25 protein-coding genes are annotated in these 20,738 nt (G+C 66.5%); 18 read left to right on the top strand and 7 right to left on the bottom strand.

All coding sequences use genetic code 11. The features are described from left to right. Nucleotides 1-89: 89 nt before the first annotated feature. The 3 genes from RQP54_RS13965 to RQP54_RS13955 are packed head-to-tail and all read left to right on the top strand — an operon-like array spanning nt 90 to nt 1,245. On the top strand, nt 90-710 hold the full coding sequence (locus RQP54_RS13965) for a glutathione S-transferase family protein (protein ID WP_315678991.1): 621 nt from the start codon (nt 90-92) through the stop codon (nt 708-710). 10 nt (nt 711-720) lie between these two features. After that, the gene (locus RQP54_RS13960; protein WP_315678990.1) at nt 721-936 is read left to right on the top strand and encodes a hypothetical protein; all 216 of its coding nucleotides are present in this window, start codon (nt 721-723) and stop codon (nt 934-936) included. Nucleotides 937-996: 60 nt separating this feature from the next. Next, nucleotides 997-1,245, top strand: a complete 249-nt coding sequence (locus tag RQP54_RS13955) for a hypothetical protein (protein WP_315678989.1) — start codon at nt 997-999, stop codon at nt 1,243-1,245. A 1-nt stretch (nt 1,246) separates the two neighbouring features. Here the strand turns inward: RQP54_RS13955 and RQP54_RS13950 are convergent, their stop codons facing one another. After that, nucleotides 1,247-1,861, bottom strand: coding sequence for a 3'-5' exonuclease domain-containing protein 2 (locus RQP54_RS13950; RefSeq protein ID WP_315678988.1), 615 nt, complete (start codon nt 1,859-1,861; stop codon nt 1,247-1,249). A 113-nt stretch (nt 1,862-1,974) separates the two neighbouring features. Here RQP54_RS13950 and RQP54_RS13945 point away from each other — a divergent pair, with 113 nt between their 5' ends. From RQP54_RS13945 to RQP54_RS13920, 6 genes are all read left to right on the top strand, one after another. After that, the gene (locus RQP54_RS13945; protein WP_315678987.1) at nt 1,975-2,811 is read left to right on the top strand and encodes a transporter substrate-binding domain-containing protein; all 837 of its coding nucleotides are present in this window, start codon (nt 1,975-1,977) and stop codon (nt 2,809-2,811) included. A gap of 338 nt (nt 2,812-3,149) precedes the next feature. Next, entirely contained in the window at nt 3,150-3,620 is a 471-nt protein-coding gene (locus RQP54_RS13940; protein ID WP_315678986.1) for a YeeE/YedE family protein, read from the top strand. Continuing rightward, a complete protein-coding gene (locus RQP54_RS13935; protein ID WP_315678985.1) occupies nt 3,617-4,042 on the top strand; it encodes a DUF6691 family protein in 426 nt (141 codons plus the stop codon). The genes RQP54_RS13940 and RQP54_RS13935 overlap by 4 nt, the downstream gene beginning before the upstream one ends. Nucleotides 4,043-4,131: 89 nt before the next feature. After that, entirely contained in the window at nt 4,132-5,547 is a 1,416-nt protein-coding gene (locus tag RQP54_RS13930) for a Xaa-Pro aminopeptidase (RefSeq protein ID WP_315678984.1), read from the top strand. Between the two features lie 122 nt (nt 5,548-5,669). Beyond that, on the top strand, nt 5,670-6,338 hold the full coding sequence (locus tag RQP54_RS13925; RefSeq protein ID WP_315678983.1) for a hypothetical protein: 669 nt from the start codon (nt 5,670-5,672) through the stop codon (nt 6,336-6,338). A gap of 48 nt (nt 6,339-6,386) precedes the next feature. After that, nucleotides 6,387-7,652: a DEAD/DEAH box helicase gene (locus tag RQP54_RS13920; protein WP_315678982.1), complete on the top strand. Its 1,266-nt coding sequence runs from the start codon at nt 6,387-6,389 to the stop codon at nt 7,650-7,652. 70 nt (nt 7,653-7,722) lie between these two features. On the opposite strand, the gene RQP54_RS13915 is transcribed toward RQP54_RS13920, so the two are convergent. Further along, entirely contained in the window at nt 7,723-8,352 is a 630-nt protein-coding gene (locus RQP54_RS13915; protein ID WP_315678981.1) for a Crp/Fnr family transcriptional regulator, read from the bottom strand. Between the two features lie 26 nt (nt 8,353-8,378). Between RQP54_RS13915 and RQP54_RS13910 the strand changes: the two genes are divergently transcribed. Genes RQP54_RS13910 through RQP54_RS13900 form a run of 3 tightly spaced genes read left to right on the top strand, consistent with a single transcriptional unit; the run spans nt 8,379 to nt 10,471 of the window. Beyond that, complete coding sequence (locus RQP54_RS13910) at nt 8,379-9,158, top strand: SDR family oxidoreductase (protein ID WP_315678980.1); 780 nt, start codon at nt 8,379-8,381, stop codon at nt 9,156-9,158. A 36-nt stretch (nt 9,159-9,194) separates the two neighbouring features. Then, a complete protein-coding gene (locus RQP54_RS13905; protein WP_315678979.1) occupies nt 9,195-10,142 on the top strand; it encodes a dienelactone hydrolase family protein in 948 nt (315 codons plus the stop codon). Next, nucleotides 10,139-10,471 (top strand): darcynin family protein, encoded by a 333-nt coding sequence (locus RQP54_RS13900; protein WP_315678978.1) that lies wholly within the window; start codon nt 10,139-10,141, stop codon nt 10,469-10,471. Before RQP54_RS13905 ends, RQP54_RS13900 begins: the two co-directional genes overlap by 4 nt. A 24-nt stretch (nt 10,472-10,495) precedes the next feature. On the opposite strand, the gene RQP54_RS13895 is transcribed toward RQP54_RS13900, so the two are convergent. The 3 genes from RQP54_RS13895 to RQP54_RS13885 are packed head-to-tail and all read right to left on the bottom strand — an operon-like array spanning nt 10,496 to nt 12,256. Then, a complete protein-coding gene (locus tag RQP54_RS13895) occupies nt 10,496-10,846 on the bottom strand; it encodes a DUF6172 family protein (RefSeq protein WP_315678977.1) in 351 nt (116 codons plus the stop codon). A gap of 7 nt (nt 10,847-10,853) precedes the next feature. After that, a complete protein-coding gene (locus RQP54_RS13890; RefSeq protein WP_315678976.1) occupies nt 10,854-11,321 on the bottom strand; it encodes a DUF2721 domain-containing protein in 468 nt (155 codons plus the stop codon). 2 nt (nt 11,322-11,323) lie between these two features. Continuing rightward, the gene (locus RQP54_RS13885) at nt 11,324-12,256 is read right to left on the bottom strand and encodes a DHH family phosphoesterase (RefSeq protein ID WP_315678975.1); all 933 of its coding nucleotides are present in this window, start codon (nt 12,254-12,256) and stop codon (nt 11,324-11,326) included. 82 nt (nt 12,257-12,338) lie between these two features. On the opposite strand from RQP54_RS13885, the gene RQP54_RS13880 reads away from it, so the two are divergent. The 3 genes from RQP54_RS13880 to RQP54_RS13870 all read left to right on the top strand — a co-directional run bounded on the left by RQP54_RS13880 (nt 12,339) and on the right by RQP54_RS13870 (nt 14,623). Further along, a complete protein-coding gene (locus tag RQP54_RS13880; RefSeq protein WP_315678974.1) occupies nt 12,339-12,935 on the top strand; it encodes a DsbC family protein in 597 nt (198 codons plus the stop codon). Nucleotides 12,936-13,023: 88 nt separating this feature from the next. After that, nucleotides 13,024-13,314, top strand: coding sequence for a 2Fe-2S iron-sulfur cluster binding domain-containing protein (locus RQP54_RS13875; protein WP_315678973.1), 291 nt, complete (start codon nt 13,024-13,026; stop codon nt 13,312-13,314). 94 nt (nt 13,315-13,408) lie between these two features. Then, nucleotides 13,409-14,623, top strand: coding sequence for a GGDEF domain-containing protein (locus RQP54_RS13870; protein WP_315678972.1), 1,215 nt, complete (start codon nt 13,409-13,411; stop codon nt 14,621-14,623). Nucleotides 14,624-14,675: 52 nt separating this feature from the next. Here the strand turns inward: RQP54_RS13870 and RQP54_RS13865 are convergent, their stop codons facing one another. Both RQP54_RS13865 and RQP54_RS13860 read right to left on the bottom strand, forming a co-directional pair. After that, a complete protein-coding gene (locus RQP54_RS13865; RefSeq protein ID WP_315678971.1) occupies nt 14,676-15,116 on the bottom strand; it encodes a universal stress protein in 441 nt (146 codons plus the stop codon). 84 nt (nt 15,117-15,200) lie between these two features. Continuing rightward, complete coding sequence (locus tag RQP54_RS13860; RefSeq protein ID WP_315678970.1) at nt 15,201-16,187, bottom strand: catalase; 987 nt, start codon at nt 16,185-16,187, stop codon at nt 15,201-15,203. Between the two features lie 123 nt (nt 16,188-16,310). Between RQP54_RS13860 and RQP54_RS13855 the strand changes: the two genes are divergently transcribed. From RQP54_RS13855 to RQP54_RS13845, 3 genes are read left to right on the top strand one after another with little or no spacing between them, the layout of a single operon-like run. Further along, nucleotides 16,311-16,919: a tetratricopeptide repeat protein gene (locus tag RQP54_RS13855; RefSeq protein WP_315678969.1), complete on the top strand. Its 609-nt coding sequence runs from the start codon at nt 16,311-16,313 to the stop codon at nt 16,917-16,919. A 10-nt stretch (nt 16,920-16,929) separates the two neighbouring features. After that, entirely contained in the window at nt 16,930-18,558 is a 1,629-nt protein-coding gene (locus tag RQP54_RS13850) for a biotin carboxylase (protein WP_315678968.1), read from the top strand. Then, nucleotides 18,555-20,735, top strand: coding sequence for an urea transporter (locus RQP54_RS13845; RefSeq protein WP_315678967.1), 2,181 nt, complete (start codon nt 18,555-18,557; stop codon nt 20,733-20,735). The genes RQP54_RS13850 and RQP54_RS13845 overlap by 4 nt, the downstream gene beginning before the upstream one ends. Nucleotides 20,736-20,738: the final 3 nt, after the last annotated feature.

Below are 20,738 nucleotides of genomic sequence, written 5' to 3'. Positions count from 1 at the left end.
AGGCAGTGTAAACGCAGGCGTATTGCCATAAACCTAGAATGCTCGTCCATTGCCCGCCAACTTCCACGGCGGGAACCTGGAGACCTCTCATGCCCCAACACACCCTCACCTATTTCGACTTCCATGGCGGCCGCGGCGAGCCTGCACGCCTGGCCTTTGCCGTGGGCGGCATCGCCTTTGAAGACAAGCGCTTCTCGGGTGCCAACTTTGGCGAGATCCGCAAGACCACGCCCCTGGGCCAGGTGCCCACGTTGCATGTGGACGGCGTGCAGGTCACCCAGAGCGATGCCATCACCCGCTACGCCGGCAAGCTCGCGGGCCTGTACCCCACCGACGCCTACCAGGCCCTGCTGTGTGACGAGGTGCTGGGCGTGGTGGAAGACGCCAACAACGCCATCGGCCCCACCTACCGCATGACGGGCGACGCCCAGAAGGCTGCGCGCGAAGCCCTGGCCCAGGGTCCGCTGCCCATGTACCTGGGCTGGATGGAAAAGGCCCTGCTGGCCCGCGGTGGTCGCTACTTCGTGGAAGACCGCCTCACCGTGGCCGACCTCAAGGTGTTCGTGTTCGTGCGCGGGCTCAATTCCGGCCGCCTCGACCACATCCCCGCCGACCTGGTGCAGAGCGTGGCCCCGGCACTCAACGCCCACGCCCAGCGCGTGGCCGAAACCCCCGCCATTGCGGCCTACTACGCCAAGTTCGCCCAGTAAGGGGCTTGCCGTGGCCGTTTCCCATTTCTCGGTACCCTCCATGCGCACGCAGGAGGACGCTGACGCCGTGATGTTCGAGCTGCAGGACTTGCCCTGCATCCATGTGGCCGACGTCGACCTGGCAAAGCGCACGGCCTGGGCAGAGCACACGGCCTTCATCAGCCCCGAGGAAATTGCCACTGCGCTGGCCGAAGCCGGGCACCCCGCCACCGTGCTGGCGCAGTGACCCACCGACCGGCATCAAGGTGCCGGTGGGTTACCCTCACACCTTTTGCAAGGCCTCCCCATGAAAAAACTCTCCGTCACCATCCAGGTTGAAATGTCCGTTCCCGACGACTGGGAACTGCACACCACCTCGGAGGGAACCCAGGTCGTGAAGATGCCCGACGGCCAATTCCTGGACCTGGCCATCGAGCCGCTCTTTGCCAGCGACCCCGAAGACACCTGGACCAGCACCGACAGCGACGACGAACTCAACGACATCCTGGACATGGTGGAAAGTGAGGAAGTCACCTTCACCATGGTATCGCACTGATTCAGCCCTGACCCACCACGCCCAGTGCCTGCGCCACGCGGGCCGCAGCGTAGGCATCGTTGGCGGCATACACCAGCTGCGCGTCGGTCAGGCGTGCATTGGCCCAGTTGCTGGTGGCCGCCTTCTTCGATTTGATGAAGCGCTGCGCAAACAGCGCCGCCACCGCGCCCTTCACGCCCATGTCCTTGCGGTAGCCCTGCGCACGGAACACCGTGTTCAGGTCCAGCACCCCCACCGGCACTACGCCGAGCTTGCGCACGATGCGCTTGTGGTCGTCCCCCAGCCCGAAACCGGCCTTCACGATGCCCGGTGCCGCCAGCAGCTGCGCTGCCACGGCCACGCAGTCGGGCTCGATGAGCTGGAACACCCAGGCATGCTCCAGGGTGGACAACTGAAGCACGTGCGGCCCGTCGGACTGCTGCCCCACATGGAAGGTGGGTTTGCTTTCGGTATCGAAGCCCCACAGCGGCGCCTGCAGCAAGGCTTGCGCCGCAGCCTGCGCCTGCGCGCCGGTACTCACCAGCGTGATGGCACCCAGCGCCAAGCGTGGGAACTCGGGCAGCAAGGCGATGGCGTCCTTGTCGGGAACGGTCTTGGGTGTGGGACGTGTGTGCATGGCAGCGATCATCGCAGCTTGCGCCGCCTTGTTCCGCCCTGGGGCAGCACCAAGAAGCAGGTTGGCCCCTGCGCCGGCTTTTCAAAGCCACGCCGGACCACTACAGTTGCCCCATGCGCCCCCGTTTCCAGCCCCAACCACTGCTCCTCCTACGCGGCGCATGCATTGCGCTGCTGGCAGGCCTGGGGGCCCACGGGGTGTTCGCCGGGTGCTCGCGCCCCATCATCGTCCCCGCAGCCCCCACGGGTTTCAACGTCATCGTTGACGGCGACAAGGTCTCGGGGGTATTGCCGGATTGGCTCAATGCGCTGGGGCGGCGCATCGGCTGCAGCTTCGAGTTTCCGGCGGTGCCCCGGGCCCGCGCCGACCAGATGGTGCTGGACGCCGCCAGTGCCGACATCCTGCTTCCTGCATCGCAGAACAGCGAACGCGACGCCAAGGCCGTATTCGTGCACCTCTACAGCCCCATGCCGGTACTCGTCTCGCACGGCAGCAAAGCGGGGGAGGCGCCCAGGGACACCGTGGCGCTGAAGAAGTCGGGCTGGCGCGCCGCCATGGTGCGCCGCTACAGTTTCGGCGCCGAATACGACGCCCTGGCCCGCGATCTGGACGCCGAGGGCCGCATCGACGCGGTGAACGACCTGGCCACCATCGAGCGCATGCTGCGCGCCGGCCGGGTGGAATTCACCATCCTGCCTGCGACCCTGATGCATGCGGCGCTGCTCGACGGCAAGCCGATCGACAATGCGGCCGAGTTCCGGTACCAGGAACTCACGGGCCTGGTCGCCAGCCCCGCTGGCGCCTACCTTTCGGCCCGCGCACTTCCTGCCAAAGACCTGGAACTGCTGCGCACTGCCCTGTCGCAAGGGGCCCGCGACGGTTCGCTCAAGCGCGCGTTCGAAGCCTATTACCCGCCCAACGTCCTGCGCAACGACCGATTCCTGCGCTGAAATCCGGAATCGCTGCAGACCGGGCGAACGCCCAAGGTCGACAGCCTTGAAATACTTGCCCCCAGCCGCTGTGGAAGCCCTTGTGGATAAGCACGGGGACAAGCGCCAGAACCCGCACCAGCACTGGGTTTGCAGAGCGTGCCGCTTTTTTGGGCAGCCCAGAGCCCGAAAAAAATACTTTCCCCCACCGTCTGTGGAAGCCCCTGTGGATAAGCGCGGGGACAAGCGCCGAAACCCCCGCCGGGCTTGGCTTTTCAGGCCGTGCCGCTTTTTTAGGCACTGTCTGAATGCCCCGAAATCCACCCGGAAAAGTGTGCTAGCGCGCCGATAATCGCCCCATGCAAACCCTCTCCTCCCTGTTTCCGCTGGGCTGGCAGCACTACCTGTTCGGCGGGCTGCTCATCGGTGCCGGTACCGGCTTCCTGTACCTCATGACCGGGCGCATTGGCGGCATGAGCACGGTGTTCTCCAGCACCTGGTCCTACCTGTTCAAGACCCCCTTCTTCCAGCAGGCGCGCTTCACCGGCTCGCGCCAGTGGCGCCTGGTCTATGCCGCCGGGCTCATTGCCGGGGCATTGGTCTGGTTCAAGCTATATGGCGGCGGTGTACCCCTGCGTACCAGCGTGCCCACCTGGCAGCTGGTGGTTGGCGGCTTCTTCGTGGGCTACGGCGCACGGCTGGGCAACGGCTGCACCTCGGGCCACGGCATCTGCGGCCTGGGTTCGCTGCAACTGCCCTCGCTGGGCGCCGTGCTCACCTTCATGGGCACGGCCTTCCTCACGGCCAACCTGATGGGGGCGCTGGCATGAACACCGTGATGCAACACTTTGGCCGCTCGGTCTCCACGCTGATCGCCGGCATGCTGTTCGGCTTTGGGCTCTCCTACGCCACCATGGTCCGCCCCGAAGTCGTACTGAGCTTTCTGCGCTTCCAGGACTGGGGGTTGATGCTGGTCATGGGCGGCGCGGTGGTCGTGGTGATGCTGAGCTACCAACTGCTCCCGCGCCTCATGCGCACCCCGGTGCTCGACGACCATTTCCACACCCACCCCAGCGTCTGGAACCGCGACACCGCCGTGGGCGCGGCGCTGTTCGGCATTGGTTGGGGCCTGTGTGGCGTGTGCCCGGGCCCGGCCATTGCCGGCTTGGGCACCGGCAATGTCGATCTGCTGTGGGCCCTGGGCGGCATTGCCGCCGGTGCCCTGGCCCAGGGGCTGCGGGCCAAGGCCTGAGCCCTGCTTTCAGTCGCTACTGTTTTTCTAGCGGCCTGCGCAATCCCCACAAGGGCTGCAGGCCAATTTGACACCCACAAGGAGCCAGCATGAGCCTTCACCTGTTCCCCGCCGCCATCTACCAGCAGCGCCGCGCGCGCCTGCGCACGCTCTTGCGTGAGCGCTTCGACGCCCGTGGCCTGGTGCTGCTGCCGGGCCACTTCGAAGCGCCCATGAACTATGCCGACAACGCCTACCCGTTCCGGCAGGATTCGAGCTTCCTCTACTTCTTCGGCCTCAACCAACCGGGCCGCTTTGGCCTGCTGGACCTGGACGCGGGTGACGACACCCTGTACGGCGACGACCCGGACCTGCTGTCCATCGTCTGGACCGGGCCGCTGCCCGCGCTGGCCGAACTCGGCGCGCAGGTGGGCACCGCGCACACCGGCACCGTGGCCGCGCTGCTGGCGCGCCTGCAGCAGGCCAACAGCCAAGGCCGCAGCGTGCACTACCTGGCCCCCTACCGCGGCGACACCGTGCTGTGGCTGGCCCAGGCCCTGAACCAAAGCAACGCCCAGGTGCAGCAAGGTGCCTCCACCGCGCTGACCGATGCCGTAGTGGCACTGCGCGAGATCAAGGGCGACGAGGAAGTGGCCGAGATGGAAAGCGCGCTGGCGGTCACCGCCGACATGCACCACGCCGCCATGCGTGCCAGCCGCGCAGGCACTGTGGAGCGCGAGGTGGTGGGGCTCATGGAAGGCATCATGCGCCGCCACGACTGGCAGCTGGCCTACCCCAGCATCTTCTCGGCCCACGGTGAAGTGCTGCACAACCACGGCCACGACAACGTGCTGCGCGAAGGCGACCTCATCGTCAACGACACCGGTTGCAGCTCGGCCCTCGGTTACGCCAGCGACATCACCCGCACCATCCCCGTGGGTGGCAAGCTGGCCGGGCTGCAGCGCGACCTGTACAACGCCGTGCTCGCAGCCCAGCAGGCCGTCATTGCCGCTGTGAAGCCCGGCGTGCCGTTCGTGGACATGCACCGCCTGGCAGCGGGCATATTGGTGGACGGCCTGCGCGACGCGGGCGTGTTCCGGGGTGCCACCGAAGACGTAGTGCACAGCGGTGCTTATGCGGCTGTCTTCCAGTGCGGACTGGGCCACCAGATCGGCCTGGACGTGCACGACATGGAAGGCCTGGGCGAAGACCGCGTGGGCTACGGCCCAGGCTACAGCCGCAGCCCCCTGTTCGGCATGCGCTCGCTGCGCCTGGCCAAGCCGCTGCAGGCGGGCATGGTGGTGACGGTGGAGCCCGGCTACTACTTCATTCCGCACCAGCAGGCCCAGTGGCGCGCCCAGGGCCTGTTTACCGATTTCATCGACTACGACGCCTTGGCGCGCATCACCCAGGTGCGCGGCATCCGCATCGAAGACAATGTGCTCATCACCCCCACCGGCTCCCGCACCCTGGGCCCCCACATCGCCCGCACGGCCGACGAAGTCGAAGCCGTGATGGCCGCCTGAACCACCGCCATGCCCCACCATCCCTGCGGTCGCTATGCTTTTGCTAGCTGCCTACGCAATGATTTCGCGGGCCAGGGGCCAAAAATGCATGCAAAAGAACCCATGAACACAAGGACAGACGCATGACACGATGGATTCGCTGGGTGGGGTTGCTGGCGCTGGTGTGCGGGCTGTGGGGTTGTGCGGCCAGTGTGGGCTCGGTGCAGTCCGTGGCGCCCAGCGCCAATGCCAGTACGGCGGGCACCAGCCAAGTCAAGGCCGGGGTTGCGCCGATTCCCGGTGGATATTGGATGTACTCCTATGGCCCAGGCCAGACGTACGCAAACTGGGCGAATGTTGAACTCGCTCAGTATGACTATGCCTTATGGGCTGGTCGGCGTTGGCGCGACATGGGAGCTCAAGGACGGGCTTCTGCAAACAAGCTCGGATTGCAAGCCTACTACCCCCTGCACGTGCGCTGGAAGCTCAAGGACGGGCGTGAGTTCATTCTGGAAAACATCGACACCGCCGCCGTCATGCGCGAGTACTTCAAGACCCACCAACTGCAACTGCAGTGGCAGCGCGAACGACGGCCACGCGATGGACTGGGAGACTACGAGCCATTGTTGGCCCACGAAGTCAAGGACAACACCGTGATACTCAAGTGGGTGATCACCATCAACCGCACACCCGTGAACGAGCGGACAGGGCCCGACGGTAAGACCAAGCCGTGGGACACCTACGACGAAGAGCACATCGTTGCCGTCCTTCCGGGCAATCCCACCAGTGGCATTGATTTCACCAAACCCTAGAGCAGCAATAGCGACTCCTGGGCCTATTTCATTTTTTCTCCACCCACCATGCACTTCGCCTCCCTTGGCCTTTCCCCCGCGCTGGCCCACGCCTGCGCCGCACTGGGCCTGGCCCAGCCCACCCCCGTGCAAGCGGCGGCCATACCCGCAGCGCTGGCCGGGCGTGATGTACTGGCCAGTGCGCAGACCGGCTCGGGCAAGACCCTGGCCTTTGCGCTGCCGCTTCTGCACCGCCTGCACAGCGGCGCTGCGCCCAAGACCGCGCCGCGCGGCGTGCGTGCCCTGGTGCTGGTGCCCACGCGCGAGCTGGCGCAGCAGGTGAGCACGGTGCTAGCCCAGGTGGCGCAGAACGCGGGCCTCAGCGCCCGGGTGGTCACGGCGGTAGGCGGTGTTTCCATCAACCCCCAGATGCTGGCCTTGCGCGGTGGCTGCGACGTGCTGGTGGCCACGCCCGGCCGCCTGCTCGACCTGGCGAACCACAACGCCGTGCAGCTGCACACCGTGGGCGTGCTGGTGCTCGACGAAGCCGACCGCCTGCTCGACCTGGGCTTTGCCAAGGAACTGCAGGGCGTGCTGGACCTGCTCCCCACGCGGCGACAAACCCTGCTCTCCAGCGCCACCTTCCCGCCCGAAGTGCAGGCGCTCACCGAAAAACTGCTGCGCGACCCGGTGCGTGTGGAAGTGCAGGCGGAGCAAGCAGCCCCCGTGTCCATCGCCCAGCGCGCGATCCGCGTGGACACCAAGAGCCGCACCCAGCTGTTGCGCCACCTGATCCAGACCGAAAAGTGGGGCCGTGTGCTGGTGTTCGTGGCCACCAAGTACGCGGCCGAGCTGGTTTCTGAGAAGCTCTACAAGGCCGGCATCTACGCCACGGCCTTCCATGGCGACTTGAGCCAGGGCGCGCGCCAGGAGGTGCTGGCCGAGTTCAAGGACGAGCGCTGGGAAGTGGTGGTGACCACCGACCTGGCCGCGCGCGGCATCGACATACTGAAGCTGCCCGTGGTGGTGAACTACGACCTGCCGCGCTCGGCCACCGACTACACCCACCGCATCGGTCGCACCGGGCGCGCGGGCGAAGCGGGCTTGGCCGTGAGCTTTGTCACGGCCGGCGAATTGGCACACTGGAAGCTGATCGAAAAGCGCCAAGGCGTGACGCTGGCGCTGGAGGAAATGGCGGGTTTCACGCCCAGCGAAGTGGCTGTGCCCGTGGCCCCTGCCCCGGTAGGGCCGAACAACGGCGGCATCAAGGGCAAGCGCCCGAGCAAGAAGGACAAGCTGCGCGCCGCTGGCCTGCTGCCACCCCTGCAAAATTAGCCCCTGGCCCGCACGGAATGTGCGCATGCAGCTACTGAAACAATAGCAACTGCTGCGAGGCCGCAGGCATTCAGGTGCTGGCTTCGGCCTGACGCACGCGCGCCACGATGCGGTTCAGCCCCACCGGCGTCAGGCCCAGGTGGCGGGCCAGGTCCTTCTGCGGTATGCGCCGCTCCAGCGCGGGGTAGGCATCGCGGAAGGCCACATAGCGCTCCAAGGGCGCCAGGGTCAGCAGCTCGCGTTCGCGCTGCTCCTTGCGGGCGGCAAACACCATGGTCAGCGCATGCAGCGCCCGCGCCCAGGGCAGGTGCTGCGCAGCCAGGGCGCTCAGCACCCGGTAGTCCACCTGCTCCAGCACGCAGGGCTCCACGGCCGTCACCATGAAGCTGGTGCGGCCCTGCGGCTGCAGCGCGGCAATGCTGGCAAAGAAGCGCCCCTCTTCCGCGAAGGACTTGATCCATTCGTTGCCGTCGTCGCTGTAGTAGCACAGCTTGACCAGCCCGCTGCGCACGCCATAGGCGTAGGGGTGGTGCACGTCCTGCAGGAACACGCTACCACCGGCCTCCACCGTGCGCACCTGCAAGGCGGGCACCACGGCTTGCTGCCACTGCGGCAGCGGCCCGCCGGCGGCGCTTTCGAGCAAGGGGCGCAGCACATCGAACAAAGCGCTGGGGCGATTAACTGCGGTTAATGACGGCATGGCGACGGATTTCTACAGTGACTCCCATGAACACCAAACCATTACAGCACGGCGCGCTGCGAGTCGCCACACAGGGTGCGGCACAGCCGCGTTGGCTGGTCACCGGGGCCAGTGCGGGCATCGGCGAGGCGCTGGCGCTGCAGCTGGCACAGGCCGGGTACGCGGTGCTGGCGCTCGGGCGCGACGCACGGCGGCTGCAGGCCCTGCGCGAACGCAGCCCGCAGATCGACACCGTGGTCTGCGACCTGGCCGACGTGGCCGCACTGCCCGCGCTGGCAGCGCAGTGGGTGCAGCAGTACCCGGATCTGGGCGGCGTGGTGCACAACGCGGGCATCCAGGACAACCTGCGCCTGGACGACACCGGCTACGGCGCGCGCCAGATTTGCCAGGAGGTGGACATCAACCTGGTGGCCCCCATGGTGCTCACGCAGGCGCTGCTGCCCCACTTGCAGTCGCGCCAGGCCGCCTGGGTGGTGAACATCACCTCGGGCCTGGGCTTTGCGCCCAAGCGCACATCAGCCGTGTACAGCGCCACCAAGGCCGGGCTGCACCTGTTCAGCGAAGGGCTGCGGGTGCAGCTGCAAGGCAGCAGCGTGCGCGTGGTCGAAGCCGTGATGCCGCTGGTGGACACGGCCATGACCGCCGGGCGCGGCAGCGGAAAGATTTCGCCCGCCCAGGCCGCCAGCGAGGTGCTGGCCGGGCTGCGCCGGGGCCGCAACGTGGTGTGGGTGGGCAAGGCCCGCGCCGTGCCCTGGCTACAACGCTTCGCCCCGGCCCTGCTGGCGCGCGTCCTGCAGCGCGGCTGAATCCGAACCGATTTTCATCAACCCAAGGAGAAAAGCATGAAACCCCCGCGCATGGCCACGCTCACGCTGGCCCTGACCCTGCTGGCCTGGGCACCTGCCCAGGCCCAAACCCCTGGCGCCGCCCCGGGCAGCGCCTACCTGGCCGACGTGAACACCCGGCTGGTGACCTATGCCCTGCCAGCGCCGGCCCAGGCGCTGCGCGGCATGGCGCGGCTGCAGGTGCCGACCGACCTGTCCAGCCCCGCAGCCCAGGCCCAGGCCGAGCAGCGGCGCGTGCCCGCCGTGGTGATCGTGCATGGCACCGGCGGCATGGACGCCAAGGGCCCGATGTACGCGCAGGCCCTCAATGCCGCCGGCATTGCCACGCTGGAAGTGGACCTGTGGTCACCACGCAACCTGGCTGGGGGCTGGGACGGCCGCCCGCGCCATGTGAAGGAAACGCTGCCCGATGCCTTCGGCGCACTGGCCTACCTGGCACAGCACCCCCGCATCGATGCGCAGCGCATCGGCATCATGGGGTTCTCGTGGGGTGGCGTGGTCAGCATGCTCAGTGCCGACAAGGGCTATGCCCAGCAGTTCGCCCCCGAAGGCCAGCGCTTTGCAGCGCACATGCCCTACTACCCCATCTGCTTCGGCTACAACCGCGTGCCCGGCTACCCGTTCAAGGACCTCACGGGTGCGCCCATCTACATCCTGACCGGGGCTGACGACAAGTACGACAACGACGCCAGCATGTGCCAGCGGCTGGCGGAGCAGTTGCCCGAGGCGCTGCGCGCCCAGGTAAAGGTCAAGGTGTACCCGAATGCCGAGCATGGCTTCAACAACCTGGATGCACCGCGCACCTACCTCGACCCGTTCCACTACCAGGGCAAGGGCGGCCTGGGAGGATCCACGCCCAACGCGGCAGCCCGCGAGGACTCGGTACTGCAGACCGTCACCTTTTTTCGCCAGAACCTGCTGAACCCGCCAGGAGCACAACCATGAACTACGTTTTCTTCATCCTGCTGCGCGCCACCCCGGCCTGGCTGTCGCTGCCCCGCGCGCGCCGCCGCGCACTCGCCGACGAGCACCTGGGCCCGATCCTGCAACGGCTGGAGGGCCAGCTGCAGATGCGCTTCTTTGATGCCGAAGCATTCACCGCGCAGTGCAGTGACGTGGTGATGACGCAGACCGCGGACCCGCAGCACCACTACTTCTTCATGGAAGGCCTGCGCGATTCGCCACTCATCACGCAACCGTACTTTGACGTGGTGCACATCATTCCCGCCATCGAAGAGGGCTACAAGGCCTACGAGGAAGCCACAGGCGCCTAGGTGCGCCCAGGCGGGCGCTGCGTGTCAGCCGCCCGCTTCGTCGTCCAGCAAGGCAGCGGCCGCGTCGGCAGCGCGCGGGCGGGCGGTACGCGGGCGTTCGCTGCGCAGGGCCGGCTTGGCGCGCAGCTCCACATAGAAGCTATCGGCCCCACCCTGGGTGATGGCGGTGATGAGGGCGGGCAGCTCGCCCACCTCGGCCGGCTCGGCCAGGGCCTCGCTGGCACCGAAGCGGCAGTCGAAGGCCCACATGTCGAAGCCCTCGGGCGGGGTGCGGCGCAGTTCGCGCTGCTGGTATTTGCGGATGTCGTGGCGCGCGGCGTCCAGCAGGCGGTCGCGGTTCTTGCCTTCGATATTCAGTTGGTAGGTTTTTTTCACGGTATTCCTATTCAGGGCCGCGATTATCCGCCTTAGGTGGCAGGTAGAAGTTGAGCAGGCGGGTGGCTATGACGGTTTCCACCAGAAAGCAGCCCAGCGCCAGCAGAAAACTGACCACGCCGCACAGGAAGCCCCCCACGGCCAGCTTGCCGCTTTCGAACTCGGTGGTCTCGCCCACGAACAACACGATGATGGTGGCGCCGATGAGGAAAGCGCACAGCGTGAGCAGCGCAATGCCGCTGTTGGCCAGGCGGCCGCGCAGGCGCAACTGGCGCAGCTCGACACGGGCCCGCTCGACGTAGGCGGCGTCCTGCGTGGCCAGGGCTTTTTCCTCGACCACGCGGGCGCGGTCGATGATGCGGGCCAAGCGCCCGGCGATCACGCCGATCATGCCGGCCACGGCAGTGAGCAGGAACACGGGGGCCACGGCCAGCTGGATGCCGTGGGTGACGGTGGTGGTATCCAAGGCAAACATGGTCACAGCGGCGTGGCGTTGAGTTTGCCTGCCAGCAGGCCCGGGAGCTGTTCGGCGCGCAGCTTGAAGCCGCAGGCCTGGGCGTGCCCGCCGCCGCCCATGCTCGACGCCAGCGGAATGCAGTCAAAGGGCTTCTGGGAGCGCAGGCCGACCTTGATGACGCCCTGGTTGGCAGTCCACATCAGCGCGAAGGTGCCGCTGCGCTTGGACAGCATCTCACCCACCAAGCTGTGGAACACGCCGGGCGCATTGACCATCAGGCCCTTGTGCCCGTTGAACACGACCTCCTGCGCGTTCTCGGCAATGTCGGCCGCCAGCTTGGTGAACTTTTCGTCCATGGCCGCGCCACGGGCCATGTATTCGAGCAGGGCCACTTCGTCCATCTGCGCGATGGCGTTCCAGCGCGGGAAATCGAAGGCCTCCATGTCCAGCGCCGCCAGGAAGGCCGCACTGTGTTCGAGCTTCCAGTTCCAGAGGTCGCGGTCTTCCACATGGGCCACCAGGGCAGGTACCCGCAGCTCCGGCTGGAAGAACTCCCAGGCCAGGCGCGCGCCGGACTTGTGCATGTCGAAATGCAGTGCGCCGCAGCGGCAGGCAAAGCCGGCCAGGCTGTCGGCGGCGCTCTTGTGGTGGTCCAGCAGCACGAGCTTGGCGCAGCGCGCATCGATCTCGCGCAGCAGCATCGGGGCAAAGGAGAAATCGAGCACATACACGGCACGGCCGTCCAGCGCCGGCAGGTCCGCCACCGAGCGCACCTGGCCGTGGTCCAGCCCCAGGTATTCGCCCTTGCCGCAGAAGAAGCGCCAGGCCGCCAGCGCGGCGGCAAAGCCGTCAGGGCAGCCCTTGCCGTGGTAGAGGATGAGCGGATTCGCCTCGTCCGCGCGGGGGGCGAACAACAGCGAGGGAGGAAGCAGGGAATGGCCGGTACGTTGCATGCCCCGCACTGTAGCGCCAACGCAGCCACTTTTCCCCACCACGGCGGGGGGTGGCGCCATTTGGCTTACAGTTACGCCCACTATGCAAAACACTTCCCTCGCCCGTCGCACCTTCACCCTCGGCCTGATCGCTGCCGCTGCCGGCACGCTGGTGGCCTGCTCCAAGAACAACGATGCCCCCGCTGCCGCAGCACCGGCACAGCTGAGCCCGGCACAGATGTACGACAAGATCGCCGCAGGCGGCAAGGGCTTCACCGTGGGCGCCATGATGAGCGCCAACACCGTGTATGTGATGTTCGATCCCCAGTGCCCGCACTGCGGCCACCTGTGGGAAGCCGCCAAGCCGCTGCTTTCCAAGGTGAAGTTCGTATGGGTGCCGGTGGCCATCATCAACCCTAAGAGCTCGGCCCAGGGCGCAGCGCTGCTGGCCTCGGACAAGCCGCTGGAAGCCATGACTGCGCACGAAGCCTCCATCCTCGCCGGCACCGGTGGCATGACCGCCATGGGCTCGGTTCCGGCCGAGATCGAAGCGGCCGTGAAGGCCAACACCGCCATCTTCAATGAGCTGGGCCTGGAGTCGGTGCCTTTCGTGGCCGCCAAGAATGGCAGCACCGGTGCCGTGCAGGTGAAGAACGGCGCCATGGAAACGCCGGTGCTGAGCGCCTGGCTGGGTCTGTAAGCGCGTCTGCCGCCGTTTTGCCCTGCCACTGCGCAGGGCCTTGCCGCCGTGCGTACACTGCGCGGCGTTTTGCACCCTCGCCACGCCCATGACCACCCCCACCTTGCTGACCGCCATTTCCGAAACCGAAGACCTGCAGGTGGATGCCTACAGCAACGAGCCGCTGCTGACGGCGCTGGAAATGGGTGGCAGCAACTGGCCCAGCTCCTGCCGCAATGGCTCCTGCCGTACCTGCGTCGGCCAGCTCACCCAAGGCGAAGTGCGCTATGAAATGGACTGGCCCGGGCTGACGGCGGAGGAGAAAGCCGAGGGCTACATACTCCCCTGCGTAGCCTTTCCGTGCACGCCGGTGCGCGTGCGCCAGGGCTACACCGCCTGAGCACACACCGGGGGTGTGTGCACATTGTCACACTTGACACGAAAATCTTGCGCCCCATGGATTGACGGCCACGCCCCAGTCCAATAATCGCGCGGTGACTACCCTCGAAATCGCCCTTTGGTCCTGCATGGCCGGCGGCATGCTCACCGTGTGCATGGCTGCGCTGGTCGACGCCATTTCCAGCCGCAGCAGCGGTGCGTTCATGGGCCTGAGCTACCTGATCGCCCTCACACTGTACGCCGTGCTGCTGTGTGGTCTGCTGCCCCTGGCCTTGCCCGGCCTGCCGCCCACCCTGCTACGCACCCTGCAAGTCGCCCTGGGCCCGTTGTGCTGCACCATGGCACTGGTATTCACCGGCCGCTGGCTCAACGCCCGTGACGATGACCGCTGGATCTGCCCCCTGATGCACAGCGCCATTGCAATCTCCCTGCTGGCGACGTTGGGACTGGGCGTTGCAGCAATCTGGCTGCCCGCCGACCGACAGTCCGAATTGCTGCTGGTTTCGGCCGCCACGTGCTTTGCCACGGTGATCCTGACGGGCCTGTGCTCTTGGCGTGCCTATCGGCTGGGCGACCGGTTGGCGCTGGGCGTGTTGCCTACCGCCGTAGCCCTGAGCGTGTCGATCATCGGCTTGTACAGTGAAGCTGCCCAACCCGGCCTGCTTGCCCCTGCCGCGATCGGACTCACTGCGCTGTGCACCGTCGCCTACGTACTGATGGTGGCCGCCCTGTCCATCATCCGCACACGCGAGTCCAAGCGGCTGGAACGGCTGGCCGGGCTGCACCTGGGCACGGACCCCGCCACCGGACTGCCCACAGGCTCTGCGCTGGTTGCCAAAGTGGACGACAGTTTCTGGCGCAGCGCACGCGCTGGCATGGCCTGCAACGTGGTGTGCATGCACCTGCACAACCTGTACGAACTGGCGGATGTTGCCGGCCACGGTGTCGAAAACCAGATTGCACTGACCATGAGTGCGCGCATACGCCGCGCCGTGGGTTTTCGCTGCGTGGTGGGCCTGTATCACGCACGCTGCTTCATCGCCGTGATTCCGGTCTCCAGGGAATCGAGTCAGACCCAGATCCAGGCCTTCGTGCAGCGACTGCGTGTCCTGATCTCCAAGCCGGTACCCATTACCGGCCACCAACGGACCCAGCATTCGTTCCAGCCCGATTGGGGCATTGCCGTGGTGTCTGCCACAGCACACGACCACGACAGCGCAGCGGTCTTGCGCCAGGCCGAGCGCATGGCCATGCAGGACGGAGCGACGGCTCCCGCCCCCCTTTCCGAAGCCGCCACGGTCACCGCATAAAAAAAGGCGCCGCATGCGGCGCCCGATCTTTGCCACGCAGTGGCAGCTGGCTTCAGCGCACCACGAGCACTGGCACGGGAGACTCGGCCACCACCTTGGCTGCCACGCTACCCAACATCAGGCGCGCAATGCCGGTGCGGCCGTGCGAGCCGACCACGATCAGGTCGGCACCTTCGGCCTGGGCGGCCTGCACAATGCCCGCTGCGGCAGAGACATCTTCCACCAGCTTGACCTCCAGCTGAACCGCTGCGCCGCCTTCAGAACACAGCGAGGCGATGCGGCTGTGGGCCGTGGCCGCGTGCTCCTGGGCCGCCGACATGTAGGCCTGGAACCCCATGGGATTGACTTCACCCAGCCCCACGTAGGGATAGGGGTCGACCGCATACAGTGCGGTCAGCTTGGCGCCATGGGTGCGCGCCAATCCCACCGCTACGGATGCGGCATGGTCTGATGCGGCGGATCCGTCGGTGGCCAGCAAAATGTTCTTGAACATGCAATTGCTCCTGAAATTGGTTAGTGGACCGATAGTGCCCACATCCGTATCCTAACGCCTTGATTCAAGTCAAAGCCGCGGCATTCACGCCGCACCGCGCCCTTTCTGGCTCTGGTAGTACACCACCTTGCGTGCCCGCATCACATCACCCAACGGGCGGTGGGCTGCGAGGGCCTGCCAGGGATCGAACACGCCCGCCTCGGCCTCGGTGGCCAGTGCCGAAGCTGCGTCCAGCGTCTGGCGTGGCAGGGTAAGGCGCGCCACCGTCGTGTAGGGCGTGGGCCAGTCCACGCTGGCATCTTCGATCGGGGTCGTGGCCTCGTCCACGAAGGGTTGCAATTGCAGTTCCCAGTGCAGGTCCTGGGCCTGCAATCGGGCGGCGAACTCGCCACCCCAATCATCGCAGCCGCCCTTGACGGCGGCACCGTTCGAGGCCGCCGGAACCAGCCGCACGCGTACCGCATACGGCCCGCAGGCAATGGGAGCTGCGCTGTACATCGGGTTGGCAGCAAAGCCGCCAAAGGCCTTGCCGAAGGTGCGGGCCGTCTGCGCCACGCGGCGGATGGCACCGACGATGCCGTAGCGCCGGACCAGGAACTTCATCAGGCTGCCCCCACCGGCTGAAGCGGCCACCACGAAGTCCACGAACTCGTCGCTGCGGGGAAAGGCAAAGGCCTCGTGGTTGATGAGCGCGAAGTCCTGGCTCACGGCCGGACCATTGCCCAGCGCGCTGTCACCCTGAACACCCAGCACGCGCAAGGCAAAGCCGCGCACATCGGGCACCTTGTCGGACGCCTTGTCCATGCCACCGTTGGACAGGCGTACGCGAACGTCAAACTGGCCAGGAGCAGCGAAGAGCCCCTGAGCGGCAAAGGCTGGCAAACCACCCAGTACCTTGAGCGTTCCATGAGCAGCAGCGAGCTGCTTGCGGTGCAGGGCACGCCCCTGCCCGTAGCGCTTGGACTTGCGCGCCTGCAGCGCTGCAAACTGTTCGGCATAAGCCGCAAAGCGCTGCGCCTCGTCGGGTGCTATCACTTCCTTCCAGGCAGTCGATGGGATATGTGGGGACATGGGCGTGCTCCTTGGTTCGGGTCGGTGGCCTTGCATGACAAATCTGTAATCGGCCTGCAGGGTTTGCTGCCATTCTGCCAGCGCAGCATCGGTGCCATGGATCAACTGCACGAAAGGCACCCCATGCAACCCAAGTTTTGCGCCCTGCTGCTGGGCACGCTGGTGTCGGCGTCCTGCGCCATGGCACAGGATGCTGCCTGGAACAACTCCTACCAGCTGGAGGCGGCCCAGAAGTACATCGAAGCCATCAATGCGCTGGACTTCGCCAACGCCAGCGGCTCGGAGCAGGAGTTCAAGAGCCTGCGCCGCGCCTGGCTGCTCTACCAGAGCGGCAAGTACGACGACGCGGCGCGCGAATACCGGCAGGCAGCCGAGCGCTACCCGCGCTCGGTCGACGCCCGCCTGGGGCAGGCCCTGGCCCTGCTGGGAGCCAAGCGCTGGCGCGAGGCCGAGACCGTGGCCCGCGGAACGCTGGAGCTGGCGCCCAACAGTTACCTCGCACTGCTGCGTATGGTGCTCGCCCAGGAGGGCGCGCAGGACTGGGCCGCCATGGCCCGCAGTGCCAACCAACTGGTGCAGGCCTACAACTCGGATGCAACGGCCCACCTGTACTTGGCCCGCGCCTATGCCTGGCTGGGTCGCCGCACCGAGGCCATGGCGGCCTACACGGCGGTACTCGCGCGCAACCCGTCGCAAGCCGAAGCCAAGGCCTATGTCGGCGCCAAATCCTGAGGAGAGCAGCATGCGCACATCCCACTTGCACCACGACTTCCGCTCGTTCCTCGCCCCCATCGAATCGGAGCACGCCCACCTGCAGCACGCCTTGCGCATGGCGGGTACACCTTTGGGTCGCCGCGCTTCCCAGGGATCGCAGGGCAAGACTGTTGTCCTGCGGTCGATCGAGGACATCAAGCGCCATTTCGCCCACAACGAGCGACCCTACTTCTTCATCAGCGCCACCCACTTCAACACGCTGGAAATGCACCGATGGGTGAACCACTGGCACAACATCACACTCATCGACTGCATGGACGGTTCGGAGCCAGCCATCTTCAACCATGCAGACGACCACAGCCGCAGCTTTTCCGGCATCGAGGATGTGAACCACTACCTGCTCGACAGCGCCGAGGTGCAGCGCCACATCCGCCGCCTGGCACCTCCGCGTTCGGGTGCACAAGCCCTGTTCCTGTTCTTCGACGAAGCACTCGAAGCCAAGGCGCAACAGCTCGGGCTGTCGGTGGCCTTGCCACGCAATGCGCTGGTACGCCAGGTCGACAGCAAGGTGGTCACCACCCGCATCGGCAACGCGGCGGGCGTGGCCAGTGTGCCCAATGTGTTGGCCCATGTGGACTCGTATGCGGCACTGCGCGCCGCGGCCGATGGCGCCAACCTCGGCCCCCACCTCGTGGTGCAACTGCCCTACGGCGATTCCGGCAAGACCACCTTCTTCATTTCCGACGAACAGGACTACCTCCGGGTTGCGGCTGCCATCGAAGCCGAGCGCACCGTCAAGATCATGCGCAGGGTGCGCTGCGTCGGCACCGCCATCGAGGCCTGCGCCACCCGCTGGGGCACTTTCGTCGGCCCGCTGCTGAAGGAGCTGATCGGCCAGAGCGCGCTCACACCCTACGCGGGCGGCTGGTGCGGCAACGAGAACCACCAGGGCGCGTTCGACATGACCACGCGGCGCGCGGTCCAGCGCAAGACTCAGGCCATCGGCCAGGCCCTCTACGAGCGGGGCTACCGGGGCACGTTCGAGATCGACTACCTGATCGACCTCGACAGCGCCGAGGTCTATCTGGGAGAACTCAATCCGCGCCTGACAGGGGTGACGACACTGACCAACACTTCCGAATTCACCCACCAGCAGCTGCCCCTGTTGCTGTTCCACCTGCTGGAATACGACCCGCAGGTCGACCTGCGCATGGACGTGGACGCCTTCAATGAGGCGGTGCTGCGCGACGGTGCGCAGGGGATCAGCAGCCAACTGATCCTCAAGCACACGCGCGAATCGCTGGAGACCATCAAGGCCGCGCCACCCTCTGGCGTCTACAGGCTGGATGACCACGGTGCGCTGCAATTGCGCAAGACCTCCAGCCTGCGCAGTGATGCCTGCGCGCCGGACGAGGCTTTTGTGCTGCGCATCCTGCGCCCCCATGACCTGGCCTACCGTGGCGCCGACCTGGCCATTCTGTTTGCGAACGAGCCCCTGAGCGATGAGCAAGGTGTGCTGAGCCCGCGTGGTGTCACATGGACCACTGCACTCAACCAGGCCTTCGATCGCACGCCGCTGTCCGCCGGTGCTGCCGAGGACGTGCCTGACGCCTTTGCGAACATCAAGGGGAGCGCATCTTCGAGCACCACGCCATGAGCACCCGGGAGCGTACCGATGCCGGGCTGCGTGCACTGAAAGCACTCATCACTTCCCTGCTGGCGCTGGCACAGGAAGTCAGCCGCGGATATGCCTGGGTTGCCCTGCTACCCCAAGCCCGCTGGGGCGCGCTACTGGCAGCCTTGACCTGGCTCGACAATCCCGGCGCCGCATCGCAGGGCCTGGCCGGTGCCGTGGCCGCATGGTGCGGCGCCGGGGCGGCGGGTGCGCAGACGGAAGAACGCCCCATTGCGGTGTTCAACGGACTGCTGCTGGGCCTGCTGCTGGCGCACACGGGCTGGGCGTCCACAGCACACGGACTGCTGCTGGTCACGGCCGCAGCCTTGTTGGGGGCTGTCACCACACTGCTGGGTACCGCGTGGCTGCGCCGCAGCGGGCTGGGGCTCTACAGCGCCCCGTTTGCCGTGCTGGCGCTGGCCTGGGGCATCCTGCAGACCCAGACCATCCCAACGGATCCCATGGCCACCACATGCCCCGGCGACCCAACGGCCTGGCTGTCCTCGCTGGGGCCCAGTGTGGGGGCGCTGCTGTTCCTGCAGTCGGCCTGGGCAGGCTGGGCCATGCTGCTGGTCCTGACCCTGGCCTCGCCCTACTACCTGTGGCTGCTGCTTTGCGCCGTGGGCATCAGCACCGGGGTCGCCGTGGTGGCTGGCGGCACCACCGAAACGATCAGTTGCTCGATGCACGCCAACGCCCTTCTGACGATGCTGCTCGTCGGCGGGCTGATGGCGGCGCCGGGGCTCATCAGCTGGCTGTACGCCGCGGTGGCCGCGGCACTGGCCGCCATGCTGGCGTGGGCATTTGCCAGCGCCACGCACCTGCCTGGCTATTCACTGCCGTTCGTGCTCGCCAGCTGGATGGCGCTGGCGGCCATGCGCCGCCACCCCAAATTGCAACACCTGCTGCATCCCCTTCCCCAACTCCCGGAGCAAGCCGCTGCCCGACGTACCATGGCCGCCAGCCATGCCGCCTACCGCCGCGCGCCCTGTCTGGCGGTGCCCTTCAATGGAACCTGGACCGTTTCCCAGGATATCGATGGACCGCACACCCACGTCGGTGCGTTGCGCTACGCACTGGACTTCATCCGCGTCGTCGATGGCGCCAGCTTTCGCGGCCTGGGGGCGATACCGGCCGATTTCCATGCCTTTGGCGAAGCGGTATATGCCCCCGCCGCCGGCGAAGTCGTCCAGGCGATCGGGCACTGTGCCGACAATGCCATTGGCGAAGTGGATACCGTCAACCGCTGGGGAAACCATGTCGTCATCCGCATGGACAACGGCCTGTACGTATTGCTGGCCCATCTGCGCCAAGGCAGCCTGTACGTGGCCCCTGGCAGCTGGGTGCACCAGGGACAGATCATCGGCCACTGCGGCAATTCCGGCCGCTCACCCCAGCCCCATCTGCACCTGCACGTACAGACCGCTCCCTACCCCGGCAGTCCCACCACACGCTTTCACTTGACCAACCTCTGGCTCGATTCCGGTCAACCCCTTGCACACCACGCCTTGCGGGCGCTGCCGGTCAGCGGGCAGGCCGTTTGCGGGGCGTCGTTGCCGAGCATCTACCCCCTGGCATTGCTACCCGGCCGCGGGCTGCGGTTCCGGACCAGCGTGGATGGTCAGGGCAGCGTGGACTGGACTCTGCTGTGCTCCCTGACCCCTGAAGGGCGCTGGCAGCTGCGCAGCAGCGCAGGCGCAACCTGCATTGTGACGGTGCACGATGCCATGTTCTGCTGCTCGGAACGCAATGCCGCACCCGACATCCTGTTCGACGCATGGACCCTGGCCTGTGCCAACGTATCGACATCCGCGGACGTGCTGCATTGGGAGTTACGCAACCAGGAAGCGCGCCACAGCGTCCAAGGCACGCATCGCGCCCTGTCGTTTCTGGGCCTGCCAGCGATGACGGTGCTCCACAGCACGGGCCATCGGACGTGGGATGCGTCTAGAGCCAGCTGGATACAGACAGCGACCCACCGCGCTGCATGGGGCGCCCGAGACGTGCAGACCCAAGCGCACATCCCAGTGCGCCTGGGTGCAGCGAACGTCGAAGCGAGCTGGGGCACTCACCGCCTGACGCTGACCGCCGTTTCCCTGATTCAACACGGAGACGTCGGCATTTCCGGATGGGAAAAGGAGATCAACCTGGCAGGTTGAACG

Source organism: Curvibacter sp. APW13 (genome assembly GCF_032337135.1).
In the GTDB taxonomy this organism is placed as follows: Bacteria; Pseudomonadota; Gammaproteobacteria; order Burkholderiales; family Burkholderiaceae_C; genus Allorhodoferax.
Note: the sequence above shows the minus strand (reverse complement) of the source record. Positions and strands in the feature narration are given on the sequence as shown.

Coding starts and splice junctions, on each gene's coding strand:
- RQP54_RS13965 (WP_315678991.1), top strand. CDS start 90: ATGCCCCAACACACCCTCACCTATTTCGACTTCCATGGCGGCCGCGGC.
- RQP54_RS13955 (WP_315678989.1), top strand. CDS start 997: ATGAAAAAACTCTCCGTCACCATCCAGGTTGAAATGTCCGTTCCCGAC.
- RQP54_RS13950 (WP_315678988.1), bottom strand. CDS start 1,861: ATGCACACACGTCCCACACCCAAGACCGTTCCCGACAAGGACGCCATC.
- RQP54_RS13945 (WP_315678987.1), top strand. CDS start 1,975: ATGCGCCCCCGTTTCCAGCCCCAACCACTGCTCCTCCTACGCGGCGCA.
- RQP54_RS13940 (WP_315678986.1), top strand. CDS start 3,150: ATGCAAACCCTCTCCTCCCTGTTTCCGCTGGGCTGGCAGCACTACCTG.
- RQP54_RS13935 (WP_315678985.1), top strand. CDS start 3,617: ATGAACACCGTGATGCAACACTTTGGCCGCTCGGTCTCCACGCTGATC.
- RQP54_RS13930 (WP_315678984.1), top strand. CDS start 4,132: ATGAGCCTTCACCTGTTCCCCGCCGCCATCTACCAGCAGCGCCGCGCG.
- RQP54_RS13925 (WP_315678983.1), top strand. CDS start 5,670: ATGACACGATGGATTCGCTGGGTGGGGTTGCTGGCGCTGGTGTGCGGG.
- RQP54_RS13920 (WP_315678982.1), top strand. CDS start 6,387: ATGCACTTCGCCTCCCTTGGCCTTTCCCCCGCGCTGGCCCACGCCTGC.
- RQP54_RS13915 (WP_315678981.1), bottom strand. CDS start 8,352: ATGCCGTCATTAACCGCAGTTAATCGCCCCAGCGCTTTGTTCGATGTG.
- RQP54_RS13910 (WP_315678980.1), top strand. CDS start 8,379: ATGAACACCAAACCATTACAGCACGGCGCGCTGCGAGTCGCCACACAG.
- RQP54_RS13905 (WP_315678979.1), top strand. CDS start 9,195: ATGAAACCCCCGCGCATGGCCACGCTCACGCTGGCCCTGACCCTGCTG.
- RQP54_RS13900 (WP_315678978.1), top strand. CDS start 10,139: ATGAACTACGTTTTCTTCATCCTGCTGCGCGCCACCCCGGCCTGGCTG.
- RQP54_RS13890 (WP_315678976.1), bottom strand. CDS start 11,321: ATGTTTGCCTTGGATACCACCACCGTCACCCACGGCATCCAGCTGGCC.
- RQP54_RS13885 (WP_315678975.1), bottom strand. CDS start 12,256: ATGCAACGTACCGGCCATTCCCTGCTTCCTCCCTCGCTGTTGTTCGCC.
- RQP54_RS13880 (WP_315678974.1), top strand. CDS start 12,339: ATGCAAAACACTTCCCTCGCCCGTCGCACCTTCACCCTCGGCCTGATC.
- RQP54_RS13875 (WP_315678973.1), top strand. CDS start 13,024: ATGACCACCCCCACCTTGCTGACCGCCATTTCCGAAACCGAAGACCTG.
- RQP54_RS13865 (WP_315678971.1), bottom strand. CDS start 15,116: ATGTTCAAGAACATTTTGCTGGCCACCGACGGATCCGCCGCATCAGAC.
- RQP54_RS13860 (WP_315678970.1), bottom strand. CDS start 16,187: ATGTCCCCACATATCCCATCGACTGCCTGGAAGGAAGTGATAGCACCC.
- RQP54_RS13855 (WP_315678969.1), top strand. CDS start 16,311: ATGCAACCCAAGTTTTGCGCCCTGCTGCTGGGCACGCTGGTGTCGGCG.
- RQP54_RS13850 (WP_315678968.1), top strand. CDS start 16,930: ATGCGCACATCCCACTTGCACCACGACTTCCGCTCGTTCCTCGCCCCC.
- RQP54_RS13845 (WP_315678967.1), top strand. CDS start 18,555: ATGAGCACCCGGGAGCGTACCGATGCCGGGCTGCGTGCACTGAAAGCA.